We start from the raw sequence: 26,589 nt of genomic DNA, 5'->3' as shown, positions 1-26,589 counted from the left end.
AGGCACATTCATCTTTTCCAGATTTTCTACGCCTTCAGCAGACGGCCAATTGACTAGCCGCAAGTCAGACTCACACTGGCTGTCGTAGTCTGAACCCAATTCCAAAAAGACTGGAGCAAACACCATGGAAGCAGTTGAACTGAAAGTGAATGGCATGACATGCGGGTCGTGTGTCAACGCAGTCAGTCGCGCTTTGAGCGCCGTCCCGGGTGTGGAGACGGTTGATGTCCGGCTGGAAACCGGCATGGCCACAGTTCGTGGTGGGCAAGTAACCGAGCAGGTGAAAGCGTTGCTGGGTGCGCTGGCAACCGCCGGCTATTCCGCGCGCGCAGCTGGCGCGCCCCATGCGCAGCCGATAGACAGCGGCTGTGCGCGCGTACGTCCCGCAGCCAGGGGCTGCTGTTGTGGCCATTGAGGGTTCTCCGGCGGAGATCGTGCTCATTCTTGCTTTTCAATTCTCATAGTGAAACGCCATGAAATCTATTCGCCTCAATCTGCTCCTCGCATCCGCTGTTGTCGTCATGGCAGCAGGCTGGTATACGCCAGCAGCTGCGCAAGTCAGCGCTGCCCCCACACAGACCACGATTGAGCGTGGCGTGACTGTCAAGGTGACGCCCAAGACGTTCTCTGGTGCAATGTGGGAGTTCGCCGTGGTACTGGACACCCATGCAGAGGATCTCAAGGACGACCTTCAGAAAACCGCAGTGCTTGTTGTGGATGGCCGCGAGGTCCAGCCGGTCGCCTGGCAGGGCCCTGGCGCGGGAGGTCACCACCGCGAAGGGACGTTGACATTTCCAGCTCCGGTGCGCACGCCGGATGCCGTCGAACTTCGCATCCAGCGCGCCGGCGAGGCAACTCCGCGAGTTTTTCGCTGGGACAGCGCAACGTTGAAATAGTTCCAACCCCTCGGCATCAGGTCGAGACCCGTTCGTGGATGAATGTGCACCGTTGCGTTCTTCTCGCAATCGTGTTGGTCGATCGCCACGCCAACCGATGTCATTTTTCTCATTGCTTGGTGTCGCCCTGCCTTTGTGATTCCAAGTGTCGCTGCGCGCAGTCGGTCCGAAGCCGTGCCGAACTCAGGACTTCAATGATCTGACCAGCAGCCAGATGGCCACACCGGCGAGGCAAGCCCAACAAAGCCAGACGAGTGCTGTCTCCCACCAAAATGGTTGCCGCTGCGCTTGCTCCAGCCGCGCCTCGTGGGCTTGCGATATTGTTCGTAGCCCGATTGGTCTGCTGCCATGGCAAGGGGCCTGCTGTTTCATCGTCATGTAACGCTTCAGCCTCTGCGCCCGTGCAACTTAATCAGCGTTGCCTTAGCCACCGCGCTCGACCCGCTAAACGGCTACGCACTCCTCGCTGAGGGTGCCGAACGCTCTTTCGGAACACCGGCGGGGACGGTATTCAAGCGCCGTTCCGCCGCGCAAACCACCAACCCGTTATTCTGAAAATAACCGGCGGAAGTATCAGCATCTGCAAGACCGGGACAACACCGATGCCCAGACCCGGCAACAGCGGCATGCTGGCTGTGTAGCTCCAGCGATTGAGGCCATAAAAGCCCACCCATTCCACAATCACCGCAACGCTGAATCCGGTCATCAGCATCAGCACGTATGCGGCCCATCCTGGTTGGTCCGTCCAGTCTGATCGGCCTCGGACGGCCCAGCCAACGCCGAAAATCAGCATGACGATAAGCCCGTCCCCAAGGCTGGGAATGATGCAGTGCAACGCAAACTCGAACCAGCTCCCTTCCTCAACATACAGTGGCATTTGAGCCACTTCCCAGGGAAAGTTGAGCAGCACTGAAATCACAAGCAGCGCGGCCAGTCTGGGGGTTGTTTGTTTTACGTGATCTGGTTTTTCCATGTTGCAGCGTAACCCGGTTTTCAACTGCGGCGAATGGTGCAGATGACAGGGTACCGTCAGATGCTTGAATCAAGGCTGAGCGTGGACATGCTGTAGGTGACAGCCTACATTGCATGGCGGACATCCCGTGCGCGTTGGATGTTGCACGACGCGCATCGTAAAAGGGTTGCGGTATTTTCGGCGCTGCGACTTTCTTTTGTTTTGCCGTCTCAAACTTTTACTGGAAAGTCACCATGCCTCATCAACAATACAACGCCTGCATTGAAGCTTGCAATGCCTGTGCCGTGGCCTGTAACCATTGCGCAACTTCCTGTCTGCACGAAACCGACGTCAAGATGATGGCCAAGTGCATTGAACTGGATATCGATTGCGCCCAGATTTGTGCACTGGCTGTAGCGGCCATGGCCAGGGGTAGCGCCCACGCCAAGGCGATCTGTGCGCTGTGCGCTGATACCTGCCAGTCCTGCGGCGACGAATGTGCCAAACATGACATGGCACATTGCCAGGAATGCGCCAAGGCCTGTCATCAGTGCGCTCAAGAGTGCCGCAAGATGGTCGCGATGGCCTGAACAATTTCCGACCTTCAACCTTCGATATTCAGAAAGAATCCATCGTGAAATTCCGTCTCAATAAAATCAAACCGACATCTGTGGCTCTTGCCGTTCTGAGCGTCGCGCTGCTTCAACCCCTGACCTTTGCGCAAATGCAGATGAAGCCTGGCAGCGAAGCCATGCCCCCCGGTCAAGCCGGCGCATCATCCATGCCAGGCGGTGCTGTGGATATGAAGGGCATGGACATGAAAGGAATGATGAAAGACAACAACGACAAGATGTCGTCCATGAAAATGACCGGCAATACCGATGTTGACTTTGCAATGATGATGCGCATCCATCACGTGGGCGCGATTGACATGGCGCAGGCCGAGCTTCGCGATGGGAAAGATCCTCAGATGAAAAAGATGGCCAAGGCCATCATTGCTGCGCAGAAAAAAGAAATCGCCCAGTTCGACAAGTTTCTGGCCAAAAATGGCCAGTCCGCCGAAAAGGTCACTCAATAGGCTGACTGAAGGCAGTCCCGGCTTCATGCCTGGGACCGCTTCGCAGCACCAGTTATTTCGCTGGCTGAATGTCCGTCACCACAATGGCGCTGCCGGCTTTCTCGGCCTTGAAGCGAATCTTGTCGCCAACTTTTGCCTTACCCAGCAATGCGGTGTCCTTGACCTGAAACACCATGGTCATGCCAGGCATGTCCAGGCTCTTGATCTCACCGTGTTTGATGGTGATTTTCTTGTTGTCCATGTCCACCTTGCGAATTTCGCCGTCAGCCATCTCAGCAGGCGCCGCCATTGCGGGGTCCTTTTTGGCATCGGCTCCCACGGGTGCGAGTGAAGTCGCCTGGACTGAAACCGAACCCGCGAGCAGGGTGGACATGAGTAAAAGAGCATTGAGTTTTTTCATCGGAAATTCCTTCAGGTGGGTTTCGAAGAGACACGGGGATAAGACTTGTAAGCGCGCGAGCTGCCATCTTCGAGGACAAGCAACACGTCGTAGGCATCAACGCGTCCGCGGTATAGCGCGCCATCCATGCCGGGTGAGCCGATCGGCATGCCAGGAACGGCCAGGCCGATGGCCTTTGGTTTTTCTTTCAGCAAGCGTTGGATCTCGCGTGCTGGCACATGTCCTTCGAGGGCATACGCGCCAACTGTCGCGGTGTGGCAAGAGCCCATTTTTTCCGGGATGCGCAGGCGGGTGCGGGCTGCTGCGTTGCCGCTGTCGTTGACTTTCACATCAAACCCATTGGCTTGCAAGTGGGCCACCCAGTCCTTGCAGCAACCGCAGTCCGGGTCTTTCCAGACCTCGACCTGCGGACGGGTTTGCGCCACACCCCATGGGGACGCGGCAAGTGTCGTGAGGGCCGCGATGCTCTGGAGAATCAAACGTCTTTGCATGATGGTTTCCTGTGTGATGGGATGATGATTAACGGGCGGCCACATTGATCTTGCCGACCATGCCCGCCTGGTAGTGGCCGGCAATCAGGCAGGCAAAGTCAAAGGTGCCGGCCTTATTGAATGTCCAGATGATCTGACCCGTCTTGCCTGGCCCAACGTGCGCCATATAGGGCTCCTCATGCTCCATGCCGGGAAACTTGATCATCAGCGCAGCATGTTCATCAAGGTCTTTTTTTGTGCCAATCACCATTTCGTGCGTCACCTTGCCGGTGTTCTTGATCACGAACTTGATGGTCTCACCCTGCTTCACGTCTATTTTGTCGGGGGTGAAACGCATGTTGTCCGACATGTTGAAGGTGATGGTGCGGCTGGCGGCTTTGGCCTCGCCCGCAATGCCCCACTCCTTTTGCTCTTTTTTGACGGGCCCGGCCTTTTTGGCGTGGGCGTCGTCACCGTGGGCGAAGGCGAAAGTACCGGCGCAGGCGATCAGCGTGGCGAGGAAGGCGGTGGTCAATGTTTTCATGGTTATTTCAATGATGAGATTTGTCGGGTAGAGGGATTCAGTGCTTCATGCCGCCCATGTCGCCCTTGCCCATGACGGGCTTGCGGACCTGGACTTCGACTTCCTTCATCGGCATGTTCTGTGCCTTCATGGTATGGCCACCTTGCGCCGCAAAACGCGCCGGGTTAGGGAGGGCACCCGTCCATTCATAGGCCACTTCTCCGGGCGGGTGTTTGTACCAGCCCGGGTCTTTGTAGTCGCCCGGTTTCTGGTTCTTGCGCACCTTGACCACCGAGAACATGCCGCCCATTTCGACCGATCCGAACGGGCCTTCACCGGTCATCATCTTGGCGGTGTTGTCGGGCAGGGGCATGTCCATCTCGGCCATGTCGGCCATGCCGCGCTCACCCATCACCATGTAGTCGGGGATCACATTGGTGATGTCCTTGACGATCTTGCGGTGGTCCACGCCAATCAGTGTGGGAACGGCGTGGCCCATCGCGTTCATGGTGTGGTGGCTCTTGTGGCAATGAAAGGCCCAGTCGCCTTCCTCGTCCGCCAGAAACTCGATTTGCCGCATCTGGCCTACCGCCACATCGGTGGTCACTTCATGCCAGCGTGTTGATTTTGGCGTCGGACCGCCGTCTGTGCCGGTCACCAAAAACTCGTGGCCGTGCAGATGGATCGGGTGATTCGTCATGGTCAGATTGCCCATGCGGATGCGCACCTTGTCGTTCTTTCGCACCACCAGCGGGTCGATGCCCGGGAAGACCCGGCTGTTCCAGCTCCACAAGTTGAAATCGAGCATGGTCATGATCTTCGGCGTGTAGGCGCCGGGGTCAATGTCGTAGGCATTGAGCAGAAAGACAAAGTCGCGGTCTACCTCGTCGATCAGCGGGTGTTTTGCTCTCGGGTGCGTGATCCAGAAACCCATCATGCCCATGGCCATCTGCGTCATCTCGTCGGCGTGCGGGTGGTACATGAAGGTGCCAGGGCGGCGCGCCACAAACTCGTACACAAAGGTTTTGCCGACCGGAATCGCAGGCTGCGTCAGGCCCGAAACACCGTCCATGCCGTTGGGCAGGCGCTGGCCGTGCCAATGCACGCTGGTGTGCTCCGGCAGCTTGTTGGTGACAAAAATACGCACGCGGTCACCTTCCACCACCTCGATGGTGGGGCCGGGCGACTGGCCGTTGTAGCCCCAGAGATGCGCCTTGAACCCGGGGGACATTTCGCGCACCACCGGTTCGGCCACCAGATGGAATTCCTTGACGCCGTTGTTCATGCGCCAGGGCAGGGTCCAGCCGTTGAGCGTGACCACCGGGTTGTAAGGCCGGCCGGTGTTGGGCACCAGCGGCGCCATGGTGTCGGGTTTGGTCTGGATCATGGGTTCAGGCAGGGCGGCCATCGCCACCCGGCCGACCGCCGCGGCCGCAACGGCCGTCGTGATGGCACCTGCGCCTGCAAGAAAGTTTCTTCTGTTGTTCATGTGTAATCCGTTTAAATCTTGTTTCAGTGGCCGGCTTCGGCGGCAGCAGCGCCACCCGCCAAAGACATGGCGCCCATCGTTGTGGGTTTGCCGGTCATCGAGGCGGCCAGCGCCGCGTCGGCCAGCCAGAACTGCTGGTAGGCACTGATGGCGGCCTGCACGCTGGAGATCTGGTCGCGGGTATCGGCCAGCAACTCGAACACGCCGATCAACATGCCGTTGTAGCGCAGCACGTTTTCTTCGGCCATGGTTTTGCGGAGCGGCACAATTTCGTCCCGGTAATGCCTGGCCACGTCGTAGGCCGTGCGGTAGGCAGAATAACTTTCGCGCAACTGGGACGACGCGCTACGCACCGTGCTCTCGTAGCGGTTGGCCGCGGCCAGTGACTGGGCGTTCATGTTGTCGCGTTGCGCCGAACCCCAGTCAAAAATCGGCAGACGGATACCCAGCTCAAACCCGCGCCGGGGTGTGCTGGTGCCCCGGCTGTTGTCAAACACCGTGTCGCGGCGTATGCCCAGCTCCACATCGACCAGGCTATTGAGCAGGTTCAGACCCTGCGACTTGCCCGCCAAATCCAGCTGGTTGCGCGCCATCTGCACATCCAGGCGTTGTTGCAGTGCAGCCGCATTCACCAAGCCTGCCTGACGCGCCTCTTTTGGCAGTTCCGGCAAGCGCTCCGGAAGCTTCAGTTGCGCCGACTGTTCGTCGGTCAAGCCCAGCAACCGAACCAATTCCTCGCGCGCCGCGGTACTGGCGTGCTGGCTGGAGGCCAGTCGGGCCGCGCTGTCGGCATAAAACGATTGCTGCCGTGCGCGCTGCAGTTTGTTGAAGTTGCCGACCTGGTACATGCGTTTGGCCAGCTCGGCACTGGCTTGTGCGGTAGCGTTGATTTGTTCGGCGTATTGCAGGGTTTGCTGAGCTGCCACGGCCCGCACCCAAGCCTGGCGCACCTGGGTGACCTGCTCAACCACGTTGGCGCCGAGCTGCACTTTGGCCTGGGCCGTCTGGCTGCGCGAAATCTCCAGGCGCCTGGGCAGTGTCAGCAGGTCCAGCAGACCGAATGACAACAGGCGCCCGAGCTCAAGCTCATCGGCAAAACGCATGCGTTCAAAGGTGAAAACCGGGTTGGCGATGCGGCCCGTCTGGTTGGCCGTCGCCATGTCAGACCAGCTCTGCGCGAGCAAAGTCTGCACCGCCGGGCTGTTGGCCAGGGCCAGTTGCACGGCGTCATCCTGGGTCAAAGGCTTGTTCAGCAACTCACTTGCCAGCTTGCTGCGCGCCTGCGCCTGCTGCTGTGTGCGGCTTAGCTCGAGCTTGCCCTGGGTGAAGGCGCCGGTCGTGTCGTTGGTGTCCTGGACGGCTTGGTCAAAATTGACCGAGGCGCATCCTGCCAGCACCAGCGTGGCCGCGGCGATAGCGCCCAGACGGAATAGGGATTTCATGGCTTGTCCTGTCACGGTTTGACCTGTCCGGCGTTCGGAGCGGGCCTGGTTGCTGTATCGGGTGCGACGGGTTGCTGTGCCTCTTTGGCGTACGCGCGCCAGCCGCCGATGCGACCCACGGTGTCATTGGCCTCTTTCCAGGCTTGCGTCTTTTCCTCGGTATAGGGCTGGTAGCCTTCGAGCGCTGAGCGAAAACCGCTGGCAGCAGGTGGCGACATAGTCGCCTGGCTGGCCGGCTGCGCACTGGCCAGCCCGGTGCACATCAGGGTGGCGAGGGCCATCGACGATGGGTATGAAATAAAACGTAGAGTCACAGGAATCTCCTGACGAACAAGCGGGGCGATCGTAAAAATCGCGCGAATCCGGCAAAAAGGCAGGCAAGCCCGAGCCGGATGGCAAGTACAGGCCCAGTTAGGGCCTGGAAGTCAGGAGATGGGTGGTTTCTGGCCCAGCGCGGCGACGGCGCTGGCAAACCGGGCCGCCAGCGAATGCGGCAGCGCAGGGGAAACGGCGAGGGAAGGGGTGCTGGCTGTCACCGCAGAGAGCGCCACCGTGTGGCAGGCCTGGCAGGCCGCGCAGGATTCACAGTGCCCGGCGCTTTCCGGGGTCTGGGCGTCAGAAGACGGGCCCCAGGCGTGGCCTGCGCAATCGGGAGGAATCGCCGCCGAAGCCATCACGGCGTCTGCCATTGGGCCACTCATTTCATGGTCAGAATGAGTACCAGCCCTTGATGTGTGGGCGTGAGCAGCTACGAATTCTGTAGCATGCGAAACCTGCTGCAGATGGCCGGCCGCCATGCCGGTGGCCATGGCATCGCCCACCCAGCCGCGCACAAGCAGCAGGAAAATCATGGCGATGAACAGGGGGCGGCGCATAGGTAGATGATACCGTGGCAGGCGGAAAGTTCAAAAACAAGCCCACACGGCGGCCGCACCAGCCAGCCGCATCCGCTGCGTCAAATGCGGGCAGCGCGCGCAGCGCGGCGCTGGCGTGAAGCGGGTCATGCCGGCTTCTGCGACAGGCGACCGGCGCGCAGCTCGCGCCGCGCCTGCAGCATCACCGACCCGCCGCCCCAGATGGCCAGGCTGGCCATGACGGCCGCCACGGCCAGATCCGGCCAGGCGCTACCGGTTCCGAAGACGCCCAATGCAGCCATCATCACCGCCAGGTTGCCGATGGCGTCGTTGCGCGAACACAGCCAGACGCTGCGCATGTTGGCGTCGCCCTCCCGGTACGCATACAGCAGGGCGGCGACCGACACATTGGCGACCAGGGCGACCAGGCCGATCGCGCCCATGGTCAAGGCCTCGGGCGCGCCGCCCTGAGTGGCCACCCACCCCGCCCGAACCAGCACAAACACGCCGAAGGCCAGCATGCTGGAAGCCTTCAACAGCGCCGCGCGAGCCCGCCAGACCAGGCCCAGGGACAACACCGCCAGGCTCACGCCGTAGTTGGCGGCGTCGCCGAAAAAGTCGATGGCATCGGCCAGCAGCGACACCGAGCCGGAGCGGAAGCCCGCCGCAATTTCCAGCGCAAACATGGCGAAGTTGATGACCAGCGCAATCCAGAGGATGTTCCGGTAGCGCGGGCTATTGGCCTGGGCGGCGGTGGCGTCGTGGTCGCAGCAGTGGGCGGACATTGAGGGGTTCTCCAGAAACATCGGGTTGATGGCATGATTGGAAACCCTCAAGTCACTTCAAGGTCAAGCGATGCCTGTGTCAAATCCCTCTGCCGCCAGGGGTTACCAGATCGGTGAAGCCGCGCGGCAAAGCGGCGTCAGCCCCGCGAACATGCGGTTTTATGAGAAGGAAAGCCTGCTCAGCCCGCATGGGCGGGGCGACAACAGCTATCGTTTGTATAGCGAAGGCGACGTGCACCAGCTGCGTTTCATCCGCCTGTGCCGGGCCATGGACATGTCGCTGGCCGAGGTGCGCACCCTGCTGGGGCTGGACCTGAACAACAAGACCGACTGCGCGGCGGCACGCGACGCGCTGGACGGGCACCTGGGCCATGTGCGCGCGCGGCTGACGGAGCTGAAGGCGCTGGAGAAGGACCTGAAGGCCCTGCGTAGCCGCTGCGACGGCACCGACACGCATTGCCACATCATCGAGGCGCTGCACGAGCTGGCCGATGCGCAGGCCGCAGGCCCGGCGGCCGCGGCACCGAAAAAACGCCACGTCTAAGGGGTGTTGTCCGGCGGGTTGGTCAGTGGGGCCAGGCGTTCGATGAGCACATCGGCCTCGGTGTAGCCGCTGGCCAGCAGCTGGGCCTGGCCATCACGCACCGCCAGCAGCGCGGGAAAGCCGCGTATGCCCCAGCGCTGCGCTTGCGAAAAATCGTCTCTGGTCTGCTGGCGCATGGCTTCACTCTCGAAGTCGCGCAGGAAATCAATGTGGCCCCAGGCTTCCTTGGTGCGGCCATGCACCTCGTCCCAGAGTTCAGCGAGCACCGCGGCTTTCGTGACGTCGCGTCCCTGCGCATAAAAAGCCTGCTGGATCGCGTGGTACATGCGCAAAGCGAGCGCGGGCGCGTGCTGGCGCACCGTGACAACCGCGCGGCAGGCCGGCTCGGTGTCGTAGATGAAATCCTCGCGTTCGAACAGGGCTTGGGCAAACGGCTGGCCGGATCGCTGCGCCACGCCGGCCCAGGCCTGGCGCAGCTTGTCCTTCAGCGCGGCGTCCATCACCTGCGTGTTGTAGGCGCGCAGACCACCCAGCACCAGCTGTACCGGCACCTCGGGAAAACGTTCGAGCAACTGCCCCAGCGGCACGCCAAAACCGTAACACCAGGAGCACATCGGGTCACCAACATAAATCAGGGTGACAGCAGGAGTTGGAGCAGGAGTCGGAGTTGGCATGTTCATGGGCTGGTCTTGTCAAGCAGGGTCTGGGCCTTGTCCAGCCAGAGCTGCAGGCTGTCCAGCAGTTCCTTCTGGCTGAAGGAGCAGCTTTCTTCGCTGAAGAGGGCGCTGGACTCGAGCCTGTCGAGCAACTGCTGCAGCACCTCGGCATACCTGGCCGGAAGTGCCGCTTGCAGTGCCGTCTGGCTTTGCGCGAGTTGGGAAAACGCCGGTATGCCCAGCGCATCGCTGCGCAACTGCTGCAGTGCAGCGGCCAGGCTGGCGAGCTGGTCACGGGCCGTCATGGCGATCCGATGGCAGCACCGGCCACAGGCCGGACCTGTGCGGGTTCAAACGCCAGCGTCAGCAGCGCCAGCAGGCCGAAGGGCACGCCGACCCAGCCGAGTTGCGACAGGTGAAGGTGATCCAGCATGGCGCCACTGATGACGGCGCCCAGTGCCGTGCCCACATACAGCATGGAGCCGTTCAGGCTCAGCAGCAGCGGCGCCTGGGCCGGGGCCATGCCGGCCAGGCGGCTTTGCTGCGGCGACATCACGCCGAAACCCGCGATGCCCCAGACGACCAGTGTCGCCATGGTGGCGTACAGATGGCCACGCGTGAGCGGCAGCACGGCCATGGTGGCCACCAACACCGCCAGTTGAACGCGCATGGTCGGCAGCGAGCCGAAGCGGTCGTTGGCCCAGCCGCCCGACAACGTACCGGCCACCCCGGCGAGGCCGAACACCGCCAGCGTGAGGGACAGCTGCGTCGAGCTCATGGTGTTGAGCGCCTGCAGCACCGGGCCGATGTAGGCAAACACGCTGAAAATTGCCACAAAATAAAGCAGGGTGCGCAGCCAGGTGCGCAACACGGCGGGTTGCCGCGCCGCGGCACCGAAGCCGGAAAAATTGGCGCCGGCCGAGGCCATGTTGGCGGGCAGCAGCCAGCTTGCCGCCACCAGCGCCGCCAGGCTGGCGCCCGCCGAGAGCCAGACCGGCACCCGCCAGCCGTATTCAAAGCCGAGCCAGGCACCGACCGGCACGCCCACCGCGTAGCTGATGCTCATGCCCAGAAAGGTGATGGACAGGGCCCGGCCGCGCAGCGCCGGCGCCACCAGGCTGACGGCCAGCGCCGAAGCCGCGGCGCTGAACATCGCCCCGGCGCCCATCAGCACCCGGCCCAGCAGCAGCATGACGAGGTTGCCCGACAGCGCGCACACCAGGCAGCCGGCGGCGAACAAGGCCAGTGCCAGCTGCACGGCACGTTTGCGCGGCCAGCGTGCGGTGGCAATGATCAAGACCGGCGCCAGCAGCGCGGTGGACACCGCATAGGCCGTCATGGCCTGGCCGGCTGCGGCCAGGCTGATGTGGAGCGATTCGCTCAGCGGCACCAGGATGCCGCCCAGCACAAACGCACCGCTGCCGATGACCAGGTTGCACAGGGCGAAGAGATAAAGAACAGGTGGCATGGGACGCAGGTGGGCAGACAGCACCCGGGCGTTTTGACGCGCCCGGGGCAAGTTCTGGAAACAATCAATGAAAAATGGCCTCAGCCCAATATGGGCGGGCGCAGGCTGCTATCAAAACAGAGTGACTGCAGTCCTGCTATTTGCTGATTGTGCCCGGATGGCGCAAAACGCGCGCGGCGAGCGTCACCGCTGGCGCGCCGCTTGAGCGCGGCCACGCACCGGACGGTATGGCGACATCGTTCGCCGACGTGGCCCGGCCGCCACAAGTCATTGGAGGGCAGGAGCGGAAGGAAGACGTGACGGGGTGTTTCCGTGTTGTTGTTGTTGTTGTTGTTGTGTTTTTCTGGCGGTCCCCTCGGGCGGGGTCTCCAGCTTCATCATGGTCAGGCGCGGTCGCTGAGGCGACAGCTTTTTCTACGGAGCTTCCCCGATGCAATGACGGCGCAGCCGGGGTAGGCTGGAGGCCCGCCTGAAGTGAAACTGGAGCCCCGACTTGTCCGATCACCCCACCGCTGCACCGGCAGCGACCCACCCGGCCCCTCCCCATGACCTGCATTACAAGGTCTGGCCCAGGCGCCTGCCGCACCGCATCTCGGCACCGGCCATTTCGCTGTGGCACAACCTGGCGGTCAGCGCGCTGCGTTATCCGCACAAGGCGGCGCTGGTGTTTTTCGGGCGTGTCTTCACCTATGCCGAGGTGCTGGACAAAGCCGAGCGCCTGGCGGCCACGCTGCATGAGATGGGTGTCCAAAAGGGCGACCGGGTGGTGCTGGACATGCAGAACTGCCCGCAATGGGTGATTGCCCACTTTGCCATCCTGCGGGCCAACGCCGTGGTGGTGCCGGTCAACCCGATGAACCGGGCCGAAGAGCTCAAGCACTACATCATCGACCCGGACGCCCGGGTGGCCATCACCGCGGCGGATCTGGCGCCCGAACTGGTCAAGGCCAATGACCAGCTGCCGCCCGAACAGCAGCTGCAGCACCTGATCGTCACGCATTACAGCGACGCTTTTGATCTGCAGGCCGAAACAGCAACCTTGCCGGCAGCCTGGCAGGAGTGGCTGGGCACGCAGCACCCTGCGCCCGCGGCCGGCAACTGCCGCGTCACCTCCTGGACCGAGGCGCTGGCGCAGGGCGCGCAGGGCCGGCTGCCCGACCACACCGCGACGCCGCAGGACCTGGCGGTGCTGCCCTACACCAGCGGCACCACGGGCCTGCCCAAGGGCTGCATGCACACGCACGCGAGCATCATGCACAACGCGGTGGCCAGCAGCCTCTGGGGCAACAGCACGCCGGAAAACACCGTGCTTTCCGTCGTGCCCATGTTCCACATCACGGGCATGGTGTCGGTCATGCATGCGTCGATTTACGGCGGCGCAACGCTGGTCATCATGCCGCGCTGGGACCGCGAACTGGCGGGCCGGCTGATCTCCAAATGGCGCGTGACGCACTGGACCAACATTCCGACCATGGTGATTGATCTGCTGGCCAGCCCGAACTTTGCGGCCTTTGACCTGAGCAGCCTGGTCTACATCGGCGGCGGCGGCGCGGCCATGCCGCAGGCCGTGGCCCAGCGCCTGTGGGAGCAGTACGGCCTGCGTTTTGCCGAAGGTTACGGCCTGACCGAAACCGCCGCGCCCTCGCACAGCAACCCGCCCGACGCCACCAAGCAGCAGTGCCTGGGTGTGCCTTTTCTCAATGTCGATGCCCGCGTGATCGACCCCTTGACGCTGGAGGAGATGCCGCTGGGCGAGCAGGGTGAAATCATCATGTGCGGGCCGCAGAATTTTTCCGGCTACTGGAAGCGGCCCGACGCCACGGCGGCGGCGTTTATTGAAATCGACGGCAAGCGCTTCTTCCGTTCGGGTGACCTCGGTCGGGTGGATGAAGAGGGCTACTTCTTCATCACCGACCGGCTCAAACGCATGATCAATGCGTCGGGCTTCAAGGTCTGGCCGGCCGAGGTGGAGGCGCTGATGTTCAAGCACCCGGCCATCCAGGAGGCCTGCATCATCTCCACCAAGGACGCCTACCGCGGCGAGACCGTCAAGGCCGTGGTGGTACTGCGGCAAAGCCACAAGGGGCAGGTCAGCGAGGCGGACATCATCGACTGGTGCAAGGAGAACATGGCGGCCTACAAGTACCCCCGTGTTGTGCAACTGGTCGACGCCCTGCCGAAAAGCGGCTCGGGCAAGGTGATGTGGCGGGCCTTGCAGGAGGCGGAAGGCGCCACCGCTTGAGATTGTTGAAAGAAAGTGGCTGTAGCCCATGTCGGACGGGCGCAGGCAGCTATCAAAAATAGAGCATTTCGGGGGAGCCGGAGCCCGCGCCCAGCCACATCGGTTAAGGTTCGTCTCCCGGACTTCGAACAGGTGCGACGCTCCAGACGCGTTGCTTGCGCTCATGGAAAAACCTTTACCCCCCACCGCTGATCCCTTGCACGACAAGCCGCTGGCCGGCTGGCGGCTGCGCCTGTACACCATCATTTTTGAAGCGGACACCCGCGCCGGACGCCTGTTCGACCAGGCCTTGATCGCCATCATCCTGCTCAGCATTGCCGTGGTGATGGCTGACAGCGTGCAGGCCGTGCGTCTGGTTTATGGCCACGCACTGACCAATGCGGAGTGGTTCTTTACGCTGCTGTTCACCGTCGAGTACATCGCGCGCCTGCTGTGTGTGCGCCGGCCGCTGAGGTACGCGACCAGCTTTTTCGGCATCATTGATCTGTTGGCTGTGCTCCCGACCTACCTGGCGCTTTTTGTTCCCGAGCTGCATGCGCTCATTGATGTGCGTGTGCTGCGGCTGCTGCGTATATTCCGGGTGTTCAAGCTCGCGGCCTATGTCGCGGAATACCAGTTCCTGCTGAGTGCCCTCGCCGCCAGCGGCCGAAAGATTCTGGTGTTTCTGTCGGCCGTGCTGATGGTGGTGCTGGTCCTGGGCACGCTGATGTATGTGGTCGAGGGCCAGACCAACGGCTTCACCAGCATTCCAACCTCGGTTTACTGGGCCATCAGCACCGTCACTACCGTGGGTTTCGGCGACATCGCGCCCAAGACCGATCTGGGACGGTTGATCGCTTCGTTCATGATGCTGATGGGCTGGGGCATTCTGGCCGTGCCGACCGGCATCGTGACGGCGGAGATGGCAGCGCAGCGCCGCATGCATCCGGGCCAGGCGCCGACCACGCGCACCTGCCACGAATGCCTGACCGAAGGCCACGCCGCCGATGCGAACTTCTGCTTCAACTGCGGCGCCCGGCTGCCGCCTTACCAGCAGCAGGCCGGCGAGGCATCCTGACGGCGTGAGCTCTAACCGCCGGCCGTGAGCCGGATTGGCGTGATCTCGACCGACTCACTGCCGGTGCTCATCCAGACCGTGCCGTCCTGGATCGTCACCTGCAGCTGGATGGTGCGGTTGGCCAGTTTGGCCAGCGCCTGGCTTTGCGCCGCCTCGATCTGCCAGACCACCAGGTTGGCCGCGCGCGTGAGTTTGCTTTCGATGGTTTTCCACCACACCGGCGTGCTGCTGGCAAAGCTGTAGACGGTGACTCGTTCGGCGCGCCCGGCGGCGCGCATCAGGCGCTTGTCGTCGGGCTGGCCGACGTCGATCCAGTGCAGGATCTGGTCGGTGTAGTCCTTGTGCCACAGGGCCGCCTCGTCGACATCCCACAGGTCCTTGGCGAACTCCAGCTTGCCCTTGTTGTCGTCGGCCGTCACGTTCAGGGCGTAAGCCAGCAGGCGGATCATCATGCGCTCGTCGGCCTCGGAAGGGTGGCGCGCGATCGTGACGTTGTGGTCGGCGTAGACGCCGCGGTCCATGTCGGCAATGGCCAGTTGTGCTTTGTAGATGGTGGCTTTGAGTGCCATGAAGGTCTGCTGGTTGGGTGAGGGGCGGGCGGTAACCCCCTATTGGAACAGACCTTTGTCCGGCCGCCTGTCCGGCCGCGGCAGGCTGGCTATAGTTCACCCATGATCCGTTTGTCTGTTCTCGACCAGTCCGTTGCCGTCACCGGCCGCAGCGAAGATGCCTCCATCCGCGAAACACTCGCACTGGCGCAGCACTGCGAGGAGCTCGGCTACCAGCGTTTCTGGGTCAGCGAGCACCACAGCCACCCGACGATTGTCGGCAGCGCGCCCGAGGTGCTGATGGCCGCCATCGCCGCCACCACGCAGCGCATCCGCATCGGCAGTGCCGGCGTGATGCTGCCGCATTATTCGGCACTCAAGGTCGCCGAGCAGTTCCGCGTGCTGGAAGCGCTGGCCCCGGGCCGCATCGACCTCGGTGTCGGGCGCGCGCCGGGCTCGGACGGGCGCACCGCGCAACTCCTCAACCCGAATGCGCGTCATGCGGCCGATGATTTTCCCCGCCAGGTGCGCGAGCTCCAGGCCTGGGTCGGCGGCGTTGATCTGCCCGAGGGCCACCCGGGCCGCGGCGTGACCGCCAACCCGACCGGCCCGGGCGCACCCACGCTGTGGATGCTGGGCAGCTCCAATTACGGCGCGCAACTGGCGGCGCACTACGGCCTGCCCTACGCGTTTGCGTACTTCATTACCGACGGCCAGGGGGCCGAAGAGGCGCTGGCCCTGTACCGCGAGCTGTACCGGCCCAGCCCGCAACATCCCGAACCGCAGCCCGCGCTGTGTGTGTGGGCGCTGGCCGCCGATACCGAGGCCGAAGCCTGGAAACTTTTTTCCAGCCGCGAGCGCTGGAAAATCGACCGCAACCAGGGCGCGCTGGGGCCGCTGCAGTCGCCGGCGGAAGTCGCGCAGCGGCCCTGCAGCGCGGCCGAGCAGAACGAAGCCGAACGACTGCGGCGGACCGCACTGGTGGGCAGTGCCGGGCAGGTCGCCGCCAAGCTGCGTGCGCTCTCCGACAGACTGCAGGTCGAGGAACTGGTGGTCATCACCTGGACCCATGACCCGGTGGCGCGCCGCCGCTCCTACGAATTGCTGGCGGCCCAGTTTTCCGCAGGCTGACATTTCAGAAAAAAAACTTGCACAGAACAACAGGAGACTTTTCATGACACGACCTCTTTTCAGCGCCACCATTGCCGGCAGCCTGCCCAAACCCGCCTGGCTGTCGGAAACCCACAAACTCTGGCCGCAGTGGAAGGCAGAAGGCGCCGAACTGGCCCAGGCCAAGGCCGATGCCACGCTGCTCTGGATCAAGGCGCAGGAGGATGCCGGCCTCGATGTGATTGGTGACGGCGAGCAGTCGCGCCAGCACTTCGTGCACGGTTTTCTCGAGCAGGTTGAAGGCATCGACTTCGAGCACAAGGTCAAGATGGGCATACGCAACAACCGTTATGACGCCATGGTGCCTCAGGTCGTGTCGGCGCTCAGACTCAAGGGGCGCGTGCATGCGGCCGAAGCGCAACTGCTGCGCGCACACACGACCCGAAAAATCAAGTTCACCTTGCCCGGCCCCATGACGATTGTCGACACCGTGGCCGACCAGTTTTACGGCGACCGCGTGAAGATGGCCATGGCGTTTGCCGAGCTGCTGAACCAGGAAGCGCTGGCGCTGCAGGCCGACGGCGTGGACATCATCCAGTTCGACGAACCGGCCTTCAACGTCTACATGAAAGACGCGGCCGACTGGGGCGTGCAGGCGCTGGAAGTGGCCGCCAAAGGCCTGACCTGCACGACCGCTGTTCACATCTGTTACGGCTATGGCATCAAGGCCAACACCGACTGGAAGGAAACGTTGGGCCAGGAGTGGCGCCAGTACGAGGCGGTGTTTCCCGCACTCGCAAAAAGCAGCATCCAGCAGGTCAGCCTGGAGTGTTACCACTCGCATGTTCCGCCGCACCTGATGGCGCTGCTCGAGGGCAAGGACGTGATGGTGGGCGTGATCGACGTGGCGAGCGACGAGGTTGAAACGCCCGAGCAGATTGCCGACACCATTGGCGCAGCCCTCAAGTACGTGCCGAAGAACCGCCTGTTGCCTTGCACCAACTGCGGCCTGGCGCCCATGGACCGCGAGGTGGCCCTGAAGAAGTTGCAGGCGCTGGCCCAGGGTGCGGCGCTGGCGCGTGAGCGTTACGGCGCGTGAGGCGGGCAACCATGACTGAACTGGCTTTCGCCGCACCGGCCGAGGTGGGCCTGTGTCCCGAGCGTCTGCAGCGTCTGCTGGCGGTGCTGCAGGCCGACATCGACCGCGGGCGACTGCCCGGCGCGGTGGCGCTGGTGGCGCGCCGCGGCAAGGTGGCCCTGTTTGAAAGCCTGGGCCGGCAGGACCCGGCTGCGGGCAGCCCGATGACCCGCGATTCGATTTTCCGCATCTACTCCATGACCAAACCCGTGGTGTCGGTCGCGCTGATGATGCTTGTGGAGCAGGGCCGGCTGTTGCTTAGTGACCCGGTGGCCAGGCACCTGCCGGAATTTGCCAACCAGAAGGTCGCGGTGGAGCTGGATGGCAAAGTCGAACTGCAGGACCTGCACCGGCCCGCCACCGTGCAGGACCTGCTGCGCCATACCGCCGGGCTGACCTACGAATTTCTGGGAAACGCCGACGTGCAGCGCCAGTACGCCAGGCTGCAGATCGGCTCGCGCGAACGCAGCAATGCCGAGTTTTCCAGCGTGCTGGCCGGCTTGCCGCTGATGTACCAGCCCGGCAGCGTCTGGGAATACAGCCGCGCGACGGACGTGCTGGGACGGCTGGTTGAAGTGCTCAGCGGCCTGACCCTGGGCGCGTACCTGCGCAGCAACATCTTCCTTCCCCTGGGCATGCACGACACCGGTTTCTCGGTGGACCCGGCCCACCATGCGCGTATCGCTGAACCCTTTGCACACGACCCGGACGGTGGGGTGCCGATGCGCGTGCTGGAGCCGCGCCGCGCGGCGGCCATGGAAAGCGGTGGTGGCGGCCTGTTGTCCACGACCATGGACTACGCGCGTTTTCTGCAGTTCATGCGCAACCGCGGCGAACTCGATGGCGTGCGCCTGCTGGGTTCGCGCACGGTGGACTTCATGACGGCCGACCACCTGGGCGCCATTCCCGTCACCGGTGAGGTGTTGCCGCCCGGTGATGGCTTCGGCCTCGGCTTTGCGGTGCGTACCGCGACCGGCATCGCGTCCGTGCCAGGCTCGAAGGGGCTGTATTACTGGGGCGGTATCGCCGGCACCACGTTTTTTGTGGACCCGGCCGAAGACCTGTACGCCATGCTGATGATCCAGGCGCCCAACCAGCGCGACCATTACCGGCCCCTGTTTCGCAGCCTGGTGTACGCTGCCCTGCTCGACTAGAAACCTGTTTTCCGGAGACAAAACCATGAGTCACGACGCCGGCCACAGCCATTCCCACGGACACAGCCACGCGCCCGAAGGCACCGACTGGAAACACGACGGTGTGCGCGTGATTCCCGGCGGCCAGCTGGACGGCAACGTGCCGTCCACACCCGGCATGGACCGCAAGGCGGCGATCAATTTCGCCCGCGTCGGTGCGCAAAAACTCTGGGCCGGCACCGTCACCATCCATGCCAACGCCAAGACCGGCGCGCACCATCACGGTCATCTGGAAAGCGTGATTTATGTCGTCCGGGGCCGTGCGCGCATGCGTTGGGGCGAGCACCTGGAGTTCACGGCCGAGGCCGGCCCGGGGGACTTCATCTACGTGCCGCCTTATGTGCCGCACCAGGAAATCAACGCCAGTCCGACCGAACTGCTCGAGTGTGTGCTGTGTCGCAGCGACGGTGAGGCGGTGGCCATCAACCTCGATATCGCCCCGGTTGAAAAGCCCGAGCAGGTGTTGTGGATCGATCCGACCCACCCCCGGGGCGGCGTGTAAAGCACAGGTCAAGCTGCGGTGAGCAGCGGGTGAAGATCCCCGCAAGTGCGCAATAACGCACGGTTTGAAGCGGGTCGCGCTAACCTTCCCTTACGAATGTCACGCCGTCCTACATCCACGTTCACATGAGTTGGTTACAACTGAGGCTCACACAAGGAGTACCCATCATGGATACAAACAACCAGACACCGGCCACCCCCGGCAGCCAGCCCGCTTTCTCGCAACGCATGCAGCACAGTAAATCGCTGATAGCGATTGTGGCCGTGCTCGGGGTCACCGTGATGGCGCTCGCCGCCGCACTCGTGGTCAACCGCTCCGATGCCCAGCCCGGCGGCACCGAAGCCCTGGCGCCAACCACGCAGTCCAGCACGGCTGCCAAGCTGGCCAGCAACAACACAAGCAGCACGACCACGGCAACGCCTGCCCGGCCGGCGCCGGCCAAACCGGTCGTTCAGCCGCGGCCTGTCGTCGTGGCCCAGGCCCCGGCGCCCAAGCCCGTGGTCTGCGCCGACTGCGGCACGGTCGAAGCCGTGACTGCCGTGCAGCGCCAGGGCGAGGTCAACGGTGTGGCCGTGGGTAACACCACGGTCGGCCTGGGCACGGTGGCCGGCGGCGTCATTGGTGGCCTGCTGGGCAACCAGGTGGGCGGCGGCAACGGCAAGACGGCCATGACGGTGCTGGGTGCCGCTGGTGGCGCCTTTGCCGGCAACCAGGTCGAAAAGAACATGAAGAAGGTCACCGTGTATCAGGTGCGCGTTCGCATGAACGACGGCTCGACCCGCACCGTCGAAGTGTCCAGCTCCATTCCCGTGGGCTCCCGCGTGATTGTTGAGGGCAACAATCTGCGCATGGCCTGATTCTGTCGCCGCCCCGGCGGCGCGATCCCCCAGGAAACCGCTAAAAGCGTGATGCTCACCCATCACGCTTTTCTTTTTGCCTTTCGCAGGCCGGGCCCGCAGGCTTTGCGGAATGTGCGAAGATTGTTCCCAAGCGACCCCCTTATCCCTCCGCGCACGGCGGACCCCGGCAACCCCTGAAAGAATCGATATGAAGGCCATCTGGAACGACGCAGTGATTGCGCAAAGTGACGACACCGTGGTGCTCGAAGGCAACCACTATTTTCCCGAAAGTTCGCTCAATCGCGACCACATCACCTTCAGCAACCACCACACCATGTGCGCGTGGAAAGGGCAGGCCAGCTATTACTCCCTGCTGGTCAACGGTGAAATGAACACCGACGCTGCCTGGTATTACCCCGACCCGAAACCCGAGGCCGACAACATCAAGGGCCATGTGGCTTTCTGGAAGGGTGTGAAGATCGAACCCTGATGCAGGGCATCGAGTTTTTGTGAAGAAAGCCTGATCATGTTCAAACACATCCTGCTGCCCGTTGACGGTTCGTCCACCTCGATGATGGCGGTCGACAAGGCCCGCGGGCTGGCCCAGGCTTTCAAAAGCACAGTGACGGTGATCTACGTGATCGACCCCTACGCCTTCAGCGGGGTCGGCACCGATTTCGCCTATGGCCAGGCCCAGTACCTCGGGGCGGCCACGGCAGAAGCCAACGAAGCCCTCAAGAGCGCTACACAGCTGCTGCAGGCGGCAGGTGTGACCGTCAAGGCCTCCATCATTGAAGGCCACGCGATTTACCGCGGCATTCTCGAGACTGCCAGTGCGGTCGGCGCCGACCTGATCGTGCTGGGTTCGCACGGTCGCCGCGGCCTGGAAAAACTCGTGCTCGGTAGTGTCGCCGCGCAGGTGCTGGCGCATGCGCACTTGCCGATTCTGGTGGTGCGGGACTGAGTTTTTCGCTCTGGGGACTGCCCGATTCCACCTCTTTTTTGCATAAGATTGGCCTATAGTCCTTGTCCTGCGGGGGCAGATAGCTATCTATTTCATAGCTTTCCATCTTTCAGGTTCCGTTCGGGCTGAGCTTGTCGAAGCCGTCTTTCCCTCTTGCGGTGAGGGTTTGCCAGCAAGCCGGGACTCGCCCCGGCGGGCGACTTACTTTTGGCGAAACCCGCAAAGCGGGTTTTCTTTGCTCGCCAAAGGCGCGTTGCACGCGCGGGGTTCGCTCACTTCGCGAAGCGAAGTTAGGCGAACACCACACCTAAGGAAAAGAAAGGCGACCCGATGGTCTGGGTCCCCTGCGCTGCGCTTCGGGGCAACCTGCGGTGCTCGGTAAAAGCGGGGTCTCGCTCGAACTCGCTTCGCTCAGACAATCGCGAGCCCTGATCCGCTTTTGCCTGCCCTCCTCGGCCCAGCCCGACGGGTGGGGAAACCAATGCGGGTTCGGATGCGGGGAGACATGACGCGCAAAGCGCGTCATGTCGGACTCAACAGACCGCCATTCATGCACGCGGGTGCAGCACACGTTGCCAAATGAAGTCCCTCTCCATCGCCCAGCGGGGCGAGGGAGGGGTTAGGGGAGGGAGTGGGGAGTTACGCCTACTGTCCACGGCGGACCACACACGCAGCGTGACGCCGAAAAAATTCCCGCCGAGAGCTTACGAACGAAATAGGCTCTCAGCCAATGGCTTGAAAGCGTAAGCAGCTATCAAAAACGTAGCGTTCTGGAATCAGTCGCGCACATCCGCCACCGGCTGGCTGCCAAAGTCCGGCCGGGCCAGGTAGGCCAGGATGCGCGCGGCGGCTTCGTCCGGCGACGTGAGCTGGCCCTTGTCCTTGAGGCTGATGAAGTTGTGCTGGTCGGGAAAGGCCGACGCGTCAGCGCTGCGCAGCTGGACCTGCATGTCGGTGTCGATCACGCCGGGCGCCAGCGAGCAGACCGCCGCGCCGTTGGGCTTGAGGGCTTCCTCGAGCGCCACGCAGCGGGTGAAGTGGTCCATGCCGGCCTTGGCCGCGCAGTAGATGGACTGCGAGGCCATGGCCTTGCGTCCCAGACCCGACGAAATATTGAGCACCTTGCGCCGCGCCGGCCAGCTTTCGGTGGCGCGCAAAAAGGCCGCGCTCAGTTGCATGGGCGCTTCCAGGCCGACACGCAGCCCCAGGCGCAGGTCGTCGGCATCGGCGTCGCTGAGCGGGCCGATGCGCGGAATCATGCCGGCGTTGTTGATCAGCACGGCGCTGGAAAAACCGGCGTGGGCCTGCTCGCGCAGCCATTGCTCGAGCCGCGCGCTGGCGTCCGCGCTTCGCGCCAGGTCCAGCGTCCATTGCAGGAGCGGCGTGCCGGCGATTTTGGCCTGCGCGGCCAGCGTCTCATTGGCTTTGCGTGACATGCACAGCAGGGTGTTGCCCGGCATGAGCAGCTTGCGCGCCATGGCCAGGCCCATGCCGCGGGAGGCGCCGGTGAGGATGAAGAGGTGTTGAGTCATGGCTGGTGATATTACCGACAAACGGCGACGCTGACCGGCGTGCTCTCGGTTCAGGCGGCCAGCACGATGGGAAAACGCGCCTGCAGGCCGTCGCTGCCCGGCGCAAACGGCACGGTCAGGGCCGCCCGGTCCGCCTCGTCCAGGCTGCGCCACAAGAAGTCGCGTGGGTTGCCGGGGTCGCCAGCCACATACAGCTGGGTGGTCAGCAGTTCCCGCTGTCCGAGCTTGACCTTGAGGTGGATGTGCGGTGTACGCCCGGCATACGCCACCGGGCGCAGGGTGCGAAAGCGGTAGCGGCCTTCGGCGTCCACCGTCACGCGGCCAAAGCCCTGGAAGCGGCGGTCGGCGCGGTTGCCGTCACCGGGGTGGTGGTAGTGGCCGGCGTGGTCGCATTGCCAGATCTCCACCTGCGCGCCGGCCACGGGTTTTCCGGCCAGGTCGGTGACGCTGCCCTCGAGCCAGGCGCCTTGTCCTTCCGGGTAGTTCAGTGCGCCGTTGCGCAGCAGGTCATGGTCGCTGTCCTGGGGCAGGGCCAGCGGGTAGAACGGCCCTTCGGTCTGCGCCGGTGTGGCGCGGAGGCGGGCAGCCGGCTGGGCGCGCAGGCCCAGCCACAGCGCGGGCGCCGCCACCAGGGCGGCGGCTACGGTGCGGCGGCGCAGCAAGGCGCTGGAGGAGGGAGGTGGTGAGGCAGGGCGCATCGACAATCTCCGGTGATCAGCATGGGATGCGAAGCAGGCGCTGAAGTTCCGGCCTGCCGCGCCGGCTTGTCAGAAGGGCGCGGGGCTGTCGAACTCCATGGGCAGGCCGCTGACCGGATGCACAAAACCCAGCGCGCTTGCATGCAGAAGCAGTCTGGGCGCGCGGGCCTGCACGTTCTCCGGCGCATACAGCCTGTCGCCCAGAATCGGGTGGCCCAGGGCCTGCAGGTGCACACGCAACTGGTGCGAGCGGCCGGTGAGGGGTTCAAGTTCCACGCGTGTGCTGTGGGTGGCCGCGTCAACCGCCACAGCCCGCCAGCGTGTCTGGCTGGGCTTGCCCCGTTCAGCGTCGATGATGCGCAGCGGCCGGCGCGGCCAGTCCACCACGATGGGCAGGTCGATCAGGCTCCAGCCTCCGGGACCGGTACCGGTCGCCGCCGCAGGCTGGCCATCGACCACGGCGATATAACGCTTGTGAATCTGGCGCCGTTCGAACAGCGCGCCCAGGGCACGCTGGATGCTGATGCTGCGCGCCATCAGCATCAGGCCCGAGGTGGCCATGTCGAGCCGGTGCACCACCAGCGCGTCGGGGTAGCTCGCCTGGACGCGTGCGCTCAGGCAGTCCTGCTTGTCCTCGCCCCGGCCCGGCACCGCCAGCAGGCCGGCGGGTTTGGCCAGCACCAGCAGGGCGGCATCGGCGTGCACCAGGTCGAACCCGTTTGCATCGCCATGACCTGCGAGGTCATGGATCTCCGGCTGGCCTGCATTCATGATGGGTCCATCAGCAAGTACTTTGAAGGAGAGAGATCATGAGTGACGCAGGTGCCATTTCGATCGCATGTGGTTTGATGATCGGCCTGGGGGCGATAGGTGCCTGCCTGGGCATTGGCGTGATGGGCGGCCGCTTCATCGAAGGCTCGGTGCGCCAGCCCGAACTGATGGAGCCGCTGCAGGTCAAGATGTTTTTGCTGGCGGGCCTCATCGATGCCAACTTCCTGATCGGTGTCGGCGTGGCCATGATGCTGTTGTTCGCCAACCCGATGGCAACCTAGCGTCAACAGAGACCCTAGCCCCTGGGCGGCGGGAAGTTGTGCACCGTCGGGGCGGCACGCCGCTGCTCGCGCAGCATGAACAGGTAAAGGCTTTCCACTTTTTCGCGGGCCCACGGGGTCTTGCGCAGGAACTTCAGGCTGGACGCGACACTGGGCTCGAAAGTGAAGCAGCGGATCGCGATGCGCTGACCGAGCCCTTCCCAGCCATAGTGGTCCGACAGGGCGGTGACCATGGCTTCCAGCGTGACGCCGTGCAACGGATTGCCGGGCTGTGCCGGAGTCGCTGCAGGCGTGTCGGGCTGCGTCATCCGCCCGCTTATTTGTTTTTCAGCTTGCCGCGCAGGGGCACTTGCGTGACGATGGTCGGACGCACCGCATCGGGTGACACCGCTTTCGGGGGCGCCGTGTCCTTCTTGGGCTTCTTGACCATCTTGTCCTTGTTTTGCTGTCCTTTTGCCATGGTGTTCTCCGTTGGGTTGATGGGGGGCGTGGTCTGATTATCAGTGCAACTTGATGCGCGGACGATAGGTGCGGTCAATCATTTCCGACAGCGTGATCAGCGCGGTTTTTTTCCATCCGCCCAGCGCCAGCTGGTGCTGCTTGTGCAGCGCCCAGTACATGATCTTGGCGAGTTGTCCTTCGATGAAAAAGCTGCCCTTGGTCAGGCTCCCCATCAGGCTGCCGACGGAGGAATATTCCGACAGCGACACCAGCGAACCCTGGTCCCTGAAGACAAAGGGCGACACGGGCTCGCCGCGTTGCAGCCGCGGCAGCGCCCTGACCAGGTACATGGCCTGCTGGTAAGCGGCCTGCGCACGCGGCGGCACCCAGGTGCCGTCGGGCTGCTGGCAGGCGGCACAGTCGCCGAAGGCGTAGATGTCGGGGTCGGTGGTCTGCAGGTTGCCGTTGACGACGAGCTGGTTGAGACGGTTGGTTTGCAGTGGCGTATCGCCGCCCAGGGTTTTCAGGAAATCCGCGGCCTTGACGCCGGCCGCCCAGACCGAGAGGCTGGAGGAAATCACCTTGCCGCTGGCCATCTTCAGGCTGTTCTCCGTGACCTCCACCACCTTTTCATTGGTATGCACCTCGATGGCCAGCTTGCGCAGTTCGCGCAGTGCCGCGTCGCTCAACCGTTCGGGCAGTTGCGCCAGCAGGCGCGGCGCCGCCTCGACCAGCACGATCTGCAGGTCTTTTTCGGGGTGGATATGGTCAAAGCCGAAATTGGCCAGCACCTTGGCTGAGGCGTGGAGCTCGGCGGCAAGCTCCACGCCGGTGGCGCCACCACCGACGATGGCCACCGTCAGGCGGCCGCTGCCGGCACTGCGCGGCACGGTTTGCGCCCGTATGCAGGCGTTGATCAGCCGGTTGTTGAACCGTTTGGCCGCTTGTGGGCTGTCCAGCTTGATCGTGTGTTCGGCTGCCCCCAAGGTGCCGAAGTCATTGGTCTGGCTGCCCACCGCAATCACCAGCGTGTCGTAGCCCAGCTGCTGGGCCGGCGTGATCTCGCGCCCGGCCTCGTCGTGGCTGGCCGCCAGCTGCAGGGTTTTGGCGGCGCGGTCCACACCCTCGAGGCGGCCGAGGCGGAACTTGAAATGATTCCAGCGCGCCTGCGCCAAGTACTCGATCTCCTCGGCGTGGGTGTCGAAACTGCCGGCCGCCAGCTGGTGCAGCAGCGGCTTCCACACATGGGTGCGCGCGGCGTCCACCAGCGTGATCTCAGCCTGGCCCTTTTTGCCCAGACGCTTGCCCAGTTGCGTGGCCAGCGCCAGCCCGCCTGCGCCCCCGCCGACGATGACGATGCGTTGCATGAATTTCCCTCCTCGGCATCAGGCTGCCGGCAGTGTTGTTGTGGCGACATGGTAACTGCCGGGGGGGCCTCATACGGCTGCGGGTTTGGGGTGGGGACTCTATCGTTGTGAATATCTGGCTGAGGAGTGGGCTTTGAGGTTTCTGATGAACAGCTTTTGTGGTGTGTCAGCAAGCCGGGGGTTGCCCGGCGGCAAGTAACTTTCTTTTGCGTCGCCAAAAGAAAGTCACCAAAGAAAAGGCGACCCGATGGTCTGGGTCCCTTCGCTTCGCTACGGGCAACCTGCGGTGCTCGTCAAAAGCGGGGTCTCGCTCGAACTCGCCTTCGGCTCAGACAATCGCGAGCCCTGA

Annotated in this window: 35 protein-coding genes; 15 read left to right on the top strand and 20 right to left on the bottom strand. The window is 63.4% G+C overall.

Annotation, left to right across the window (positions count from 1 at the left end; genetic code table 11):
• The coding region (locus PSV26_RS07965) for a hypothetical protein (protein ID WP_300569627.1) at positions 1 to 246 on the bottom strand (246 nt) is incomplete at its 3' end.
• Between PSV26_RS07965 and PSV26_RS07960 the strand changes: the two genes are divergently transcribed.
• Entirely contained in the window at positions 155 to 415 is a 261-nt protein-coding gene (locus PSV26_RS07960; protein ID WP_300569625.1) for a heavy metal-associated domain-containing protein, read from the top strand. The two genes, PSV26_RS07965 and PSV26_RS07960, sit on opposite strands and share 92 nt — an antisense overlap.
• Positions 416 to 473: 58 nt before the next feature.
• Positions 474 to 896: a hypothetical protein gene (locus tag PSV26_RS07955; protein ID WP_300569621.1), complete on the top strand. Its 423-nt coding sequence runs from the start codon at positions 474 to 476 to the stop codon at positions 894 to 896.
• 511 nt (positions 897 to 1,407) lie between these two features.
• Here the strand turns inward: PSV26_RS07955 and PSV26_RS07950 are convergent.
• A complete protein-coding gene (locus PSV26_RS07950; protein ID WP_300569619.1) occupies positions 1,408 to 1,869 on the bottom strand; it encodes a hypothetical protein in 462 nt (153 codons plus the stop codon).
• A gap of 233 nt (positions 1,870 to 2,102) precedes the next feature.
• On the opposite strand from PSV26_RS07950, the gene PSV26_RS07945 reads away from it, so the two are divergent.
• Positions 2,103 to 2,438: a four-helix bundle copper-binding protein gene (locus PSV26_RS07945; RefSeq protein WP_300569618.1), complete on the top strand. Its 336-nt coding sequence runs from the start codon at positions 2,103 to 2,105 to the stop codon at positions 2,436 to 2,438.
• Positions 2,439 to 2,482: 44 nt separating this feature from the next.
• A complete protein-coding gene (locus PSV26_RS07940; RefSeq protein ID WP_300569616.1) occupies positions 2,483 to 2,926 on the top strand; it encodes a DUF305 domain-containing protein in 444 nt (147 codons plus the stop codon).
• Between the two features lie 52 nt (positions 2,927 to 2,978).
• On the opposite strand, the gene PSV26_RS07935 is transcribed toward PSV26_RS07940, so the two are convergent.
• From PSV26_RS07935 to PSV26_RS07900, 8 genes are all read right to left on the bottom strand, one after another.
• The gene (locus PSV26_RS07935; protein ID WP_300569614.1) at positions 2,979 to 3,326 is read right to left on the bottom strand and encodes a copper-binding protein; all 348 of its coding nucleotides are present in this window, start codon (positions 3,324 to 3,326) and stop codon (positions 2,979 to 2,981) included.
• A gap of 11 nt (positions 3,327 to 3,337) precedes the next feature.
• Positions 3,338 to 3,817: a DUF411 domain-containing protein gene (locus PSV26_RS07930; RefSeq protein WP_300569613.1), complete on the bottom strand. Its 480-nt coding sequence runs from the start codon at positions 3,815 to 3,817 to the stop codon at positions 3,338 to 3,340.
• A gap of 28 nt (positions 3,818 to 3,845) precedes the next feature.
• On the bottom strand, positions 3,846 to 4,340 hold the full coding sequence (locus PSV26_RS07925) for a cupredoxin family protein (RefSeq protein WP_300569611.1): 495 nt from the start codon (positions 4,338 to 4,340) through the stop codon (positions 3,846 to 3,848).
• A gap of 37 nt (positions 4,341 to 4,377) precedes the next feature.
• On the bottom strand, positions 4,378 to 5,808 hold the full coding sequence (locus tag PSV26_RS07920; protein WP_300569608.1) for a copper oxidase: 1,431 nt from the start codon (positions 5,806 to 5,808) through the stop codon (positions 4,378 to 4,380).
• A 23-nt stretch (positions 5,809 to 5,831) separates the two neighbouring features.
• A complete protein-coding gene (locus tag PSV26_RS07915; protein ID WP_300569605.1) occupies positions 5,832 to 7,250 on the bottom strand; it encodes a TolC family protein in 1,419 nt (472 codons plus the stop codon).
• Positions 7,251 to 7,261: 11 nt separating this feature from the next.
• A complete protein-coding gene (locus PSV26_RS07910) occupies positions 7,262 to 7,531 on the bottom strand; it encodes a hypothetical protein (RefSeq protein ID WP_300569602.1) in 270 nt (89 codons plus the stop codon).
• A 144-nt stretch (positions 7,532 to 7,675) separates the two neighbouring features.
• Positions 7,676 to 8,125, bottom strand: coding sequence for a hypothetical protein (locus PSV26_RS07905; protein WP_300569599.1), 450 nt, complete (start codon positions 8,123 to 8,125; stop codon positions 7,676 to 7,678).
• Between the two features lie 125 nt (positions 8,126 to 8,250).
• Positions 8,251 to 8,889 (bottom strand): cation transporter, encoded by a 639-nt coding sequence (locus PSV26_RS07900; RefSeq protein WP_300515100.1) that lies wholly within the window; start codon positions 8,887 to 8,889, stop codon positions 8,251 to 8,253.
• Positions 8,890 to 8,959: 70 nt separating this feature from the next.
• Here PSV26_RS07900 and PSV26_RS07895 point away from each other — a divergent pair, with 70 nt between their 5' ends.
• Positions 8,960 to 9,433: a Cd(II)/Pb(II)-responsive transcriptional regulator gene (locus tag PSV26_RS07895; protein ID WP_300569596.1), complete on the top strand. Its 474-nt coding sequence runs from the start codon at positions 8,960 to 8,962 to the stop codon at positions 9,431 to 9,433.
• On the opposite strand, the gene PSV26_RS07890 is transcribed toward PSV26_RS07895, so the two are convergent.
• The 3 genes from PSV26_RS07890 to PSV26_RS07880 are packed head-to-tail and all read right to left on the bottom strand — an operon-like array spanning position 9,430 to position 11,557.
• On the bottom strand, positions 9,430 to 10,113 hold the full coding sequence (locus PSV26_RS07890) for a DsbA family protein (RefSeq protein ID WP_300569593.1): 684 nt from the start codon (positions 10,111 to 10,113) through the stop codon (positions 9,430 to 9,432). The genes PSV26_RS07895 and PSV26_RS07890 overlap by 4 nt on opposite strands.
• Positions 10,110 to 10,394 (bottom strand): hypothetical protein, encoded by a 285-nt coding sequence (locus PSV26_RS07885; RefSeq protein ID WP_300515109.1) that lies wholly within the window; start codon positions 10,392 to 10,394, stop codon positions 10,110 to 10,112. The genes PSV26_RS07890 and PSV26_RS07885 overlap by 4 nt, the downstream gene beginning before the upstream one ends.
• The gene (locus tag PSV26_RS07880) at positions 10,391 to 11,557 is read right to left on the bottom strand and encodes an MFS transporter (protein ID WP_300569590.1); all 1,167 of its coding nucleotides are present in this window, start codon (positions 11,555 to 11,557) and stop codon (positions 10,391 to 10,393) included. Before PSV26_RS07880 ends, PSV26_RS07885 begins: the two co-directional genes overlap by 4 nt.
• 550 nt (positions 11,558 to 12,107) lie before the next feature.
• Between PSV26_RS07880 and PSV26_RS07875 the strand changes: the two genes are divergently transcribed.
• Together PSV26_RS07875 and PSV26_RS07870 are read left to right on the top strand one after the other, a co-directional pair.
• Positions 12,108 to 13,799, top strand: a complete 1,692-nt coding sequence (locus PSV26_RS07875) for a long-chain fatty acid--CoA ligase (RefSeq protein ID WP_300515171.1) — start codon at positions 12,108 to 12,110, stop codon at positions 13,797 to 13,799.
• Between the two features lie 163 nt (positions 13,800 to 13,962).
• Positions 13,963 to 14,856: an ion transporter gene (locus PSV26_RS07870; protein ID WP_300515115.1), complete on the top strand. Its 894-nt coding sequence runs from the start codon at positions 13,963 to 13,965 to the stop codon at positions 14,854 to 14,856.
• 11 nt (positions 14,857 to 14,867) lie between these two features.
• Here PSV26_RS07870 and PSV26_RS07865 read toward each other — a convergent pair whose 3' ends face one another.
• The gene (locus tag PSV26_RS07865) at positions 14,868 to 15,425 is read right to left on the bottom strand and encodes a YaeQ family protein (RefSeq protein ID WP_300515118.1); all 558 of its coding nucleotides are present in this window, start codon (positions 15,423 to 15,425) and stop codon (positions 14,868 to 14,870) included.
• Positions 15,426 to 15,530: 105 nt separating this feature from the next.
• On the opposite strand from PSV26_RS07865, the gene PSV26_RS07860 reads away from it, so the two are divergent.
• From PSV26_RS07860 to PSV26_RS07830, 7 genes are all read left to right on the top strand, one after another.
• Complete coding sequence (locus tag PSV26_RS07860) at positions 15,531 to 16,535, top strand: LLM class flavin-dependent oxidoreductase (protein ID WP_300569623.1); 1,005 nt, start codon at positions 15,531 to 15,533, stop codon at positions 16,533 to 16,535.
• Between the two features lie 43 nt (positions 16,536 to 16,578).
• Entirely contained in the window at positions 16,579 to 17,613 is a 1,035-nt protein-coding gene (locus tag PSV26_RS07855) for a methionine synthase (RefSeq protein ID WP_300569587.1), read from the top strand.
• Between the two features lie 11 nt (positions 17,614 to 17,624).
• The gene (locus tag PSV26_RS07850; protein ID WP_300569584.1) at positions 17,625 to 18,806 is read left to right on the top strand and encodes a serine hydrolase; all 1,182 of its coding nucleotides are present in this window, start codon (positions 17,625 to 17,627) and stop codon (positions 18,804 to 18,806) included.
• Between the two features lie 25 nt (positions 18,807 to 18,831).
• Positions 18,832 to 19,347 carry a cupin domain-containing protein gene (locus PSV26_RS07845; protein WP_300569581.1) on the top strand — a complete coding sequence of 172 codons (516 nt, stop codon included), beginning with the start codon at positions 18,832 to 18,834 and terminating at the stop codon, positions 19,345 to 19,347.
• A 167-nt stretch (positions 19,348 to 19,514) separates the two neighbouring features.
• A complete protein-coding gene (locus tag PSV26_RS07840; RefSeq protein WP_300515128.1) occupies positions 19,515 to 20,204 on the top strand; it encodes a glycine zipper 2TM domain-containing protein in 690 nt (229 codons plus the stop codon).
• 190 nt (positions 20,205 to 20,394) lie between these two features.
• A complete protein-coding gene (locus PSV26_RS07835; RefSeq protein WP_300569578.1) occupies positions 20,395 to 20,676 on the top strand; it encodes a DUF427 domain-containing protein in 282 nt (93 codons plus the stop codon).
• A 36-nt stretch (positions 20,677 to 20,712) separates the two neighbouring features.
• Positions 20,713 to 21,150 carry a universal stress protein gene (locus PSV26_RS07830; RefSeq protein WP_300515132.1) on the top strand — a complete coding sequence of 146 codons (438 nt, stop codon included), beginning with the start codon at positions 20,713 to 20,715 and terminating at the stop codon, positions 21,148 to 21,150.
• Between the two features lie 776 nt (positions 21,151 to 21,926).
• Here PSV26_RS07830 and PSV26_RS07825 read toward each other — a convergent pair.
• The 3 genes from PSV26_RS07825 to PSV26_RS07815 form a co-directional block, all read right to left on the bottom strand.
• On the bottom strand, positions 21,927 to 22,682 hold the full coding sequence (locus PSV26_RS07825) for an SDR family NAD(P)-dependent oxidoreductase (RefSeq protein ID WP_300569576.1): 756 nt from the start codon (positions 22,680 to 22,682) through the stop codon (positions 21,927 to 21,929).
• 50 nt (positions 22,683 to 22,732) lie between these two features.
• Positions 22,733 to 23,380: a protocatechuate 3,4-dioxygenase gene (locus tag PSV26_RS07820; RefSeq protein WP_300569573.1), complete on the bottom strand. Its 648-nt coding sequence runs from the start codon at positions 23,378 to 23,380 to the stop codon at positions 22,733 to 22,735.
• 69 nt (positions 23,381 to 23,449) lie between these two features.
• Positions 23,450 to 24,151 (bottom strand): pseudouridine synthase, encoded by a 702-nt coding sequence (locus tag PSV26_RS07815; RefSeq protein ID WP_300569570.1) that lies wholly within the window; start codon positions 24,149 to 24,151, stop codon positions 23,450 to 23,452.
• A 38-nt stretch (positions 24,152 to 24,189) separates the two neighbouring features.
• On the opposite strand from PSV26_RS07815, the gene atpE reads away from it, so the two are divergent.
• Positions 24,190 to 24,432, top strand: coding sequence for a F0F1 ATP synthase subunit C (gene atpE, locus PSV26_RS07810; RefSeq protein ID WP_300562005.1), 243 nt, complete (start codon positions 24,190 to 24,192; stop codon positions 24,430 to 24,432).
• A gap of 14 nt (positions 24,433 to 24,446) precedes the next feature.
• Here the strand turns inward: atpE and PSV26_RS07805 are convergent, their stop codons facing one another.
• The 3 genes from PSV26_RS07805 to PSV26_RS07795 are packed head-to-tail and all read right to left on the bottom strand — an operon-like array spanning position 24,447 to position 26,240.
• On the bottom strand, positions 24,447 to 24,740 hold the full coding sequence (locus PSV26_RS07805; protein WP_300569567.1) for a VF530 family protein: 294 nt from the start codon (positions 24,738 to 24,740) through the stop codon (positions 24,447 to 24,449).
• 8 nt (positions 24,741 to 24,748) lie between these two features.
• A complete protein-coding gene (locus PSV26_RS07800; RefSeq protein ID WP_300561999.1) occupies positions 24,749 to 24,892 on the bottom strand; it encodes a hypothetical protein in 144 nt (47 codons plus the stop codon).
• A gap of 40 nt (positions 24,893 to 24,932) precedes the next feature.
• The gene (locus PSV26_RS07795; protein ID WP_300569564.1) at positions 24,933 to 26,240 is read right to left on the bottom strand and encodes an NAD(P)/FAD-dependent oxidoreductase; all 1,308 of its coding nucleotides are present in this window, start codon (positions 26,238 to 26,240) and stop codon (positions 24,933 to 24,935) included.
• Positions 26,241 to 26,589 lie beyond the last annotated feature (349 nt).

Origin of the sequence: Polaromonas sp. (genome assembly GCF_029945685.1) — a bacterium.
Taxonomy (GTDB): Bacteria; Pseudomonadota; Gammaproteobacteria; order Burkholderiales; family Burkholderiaceae_C; genus Polaromonas.
Note: the sequence above shows the minus strand (reverse complement) of the source record. Positions and strands in the feature narration are given on the sequence as shown.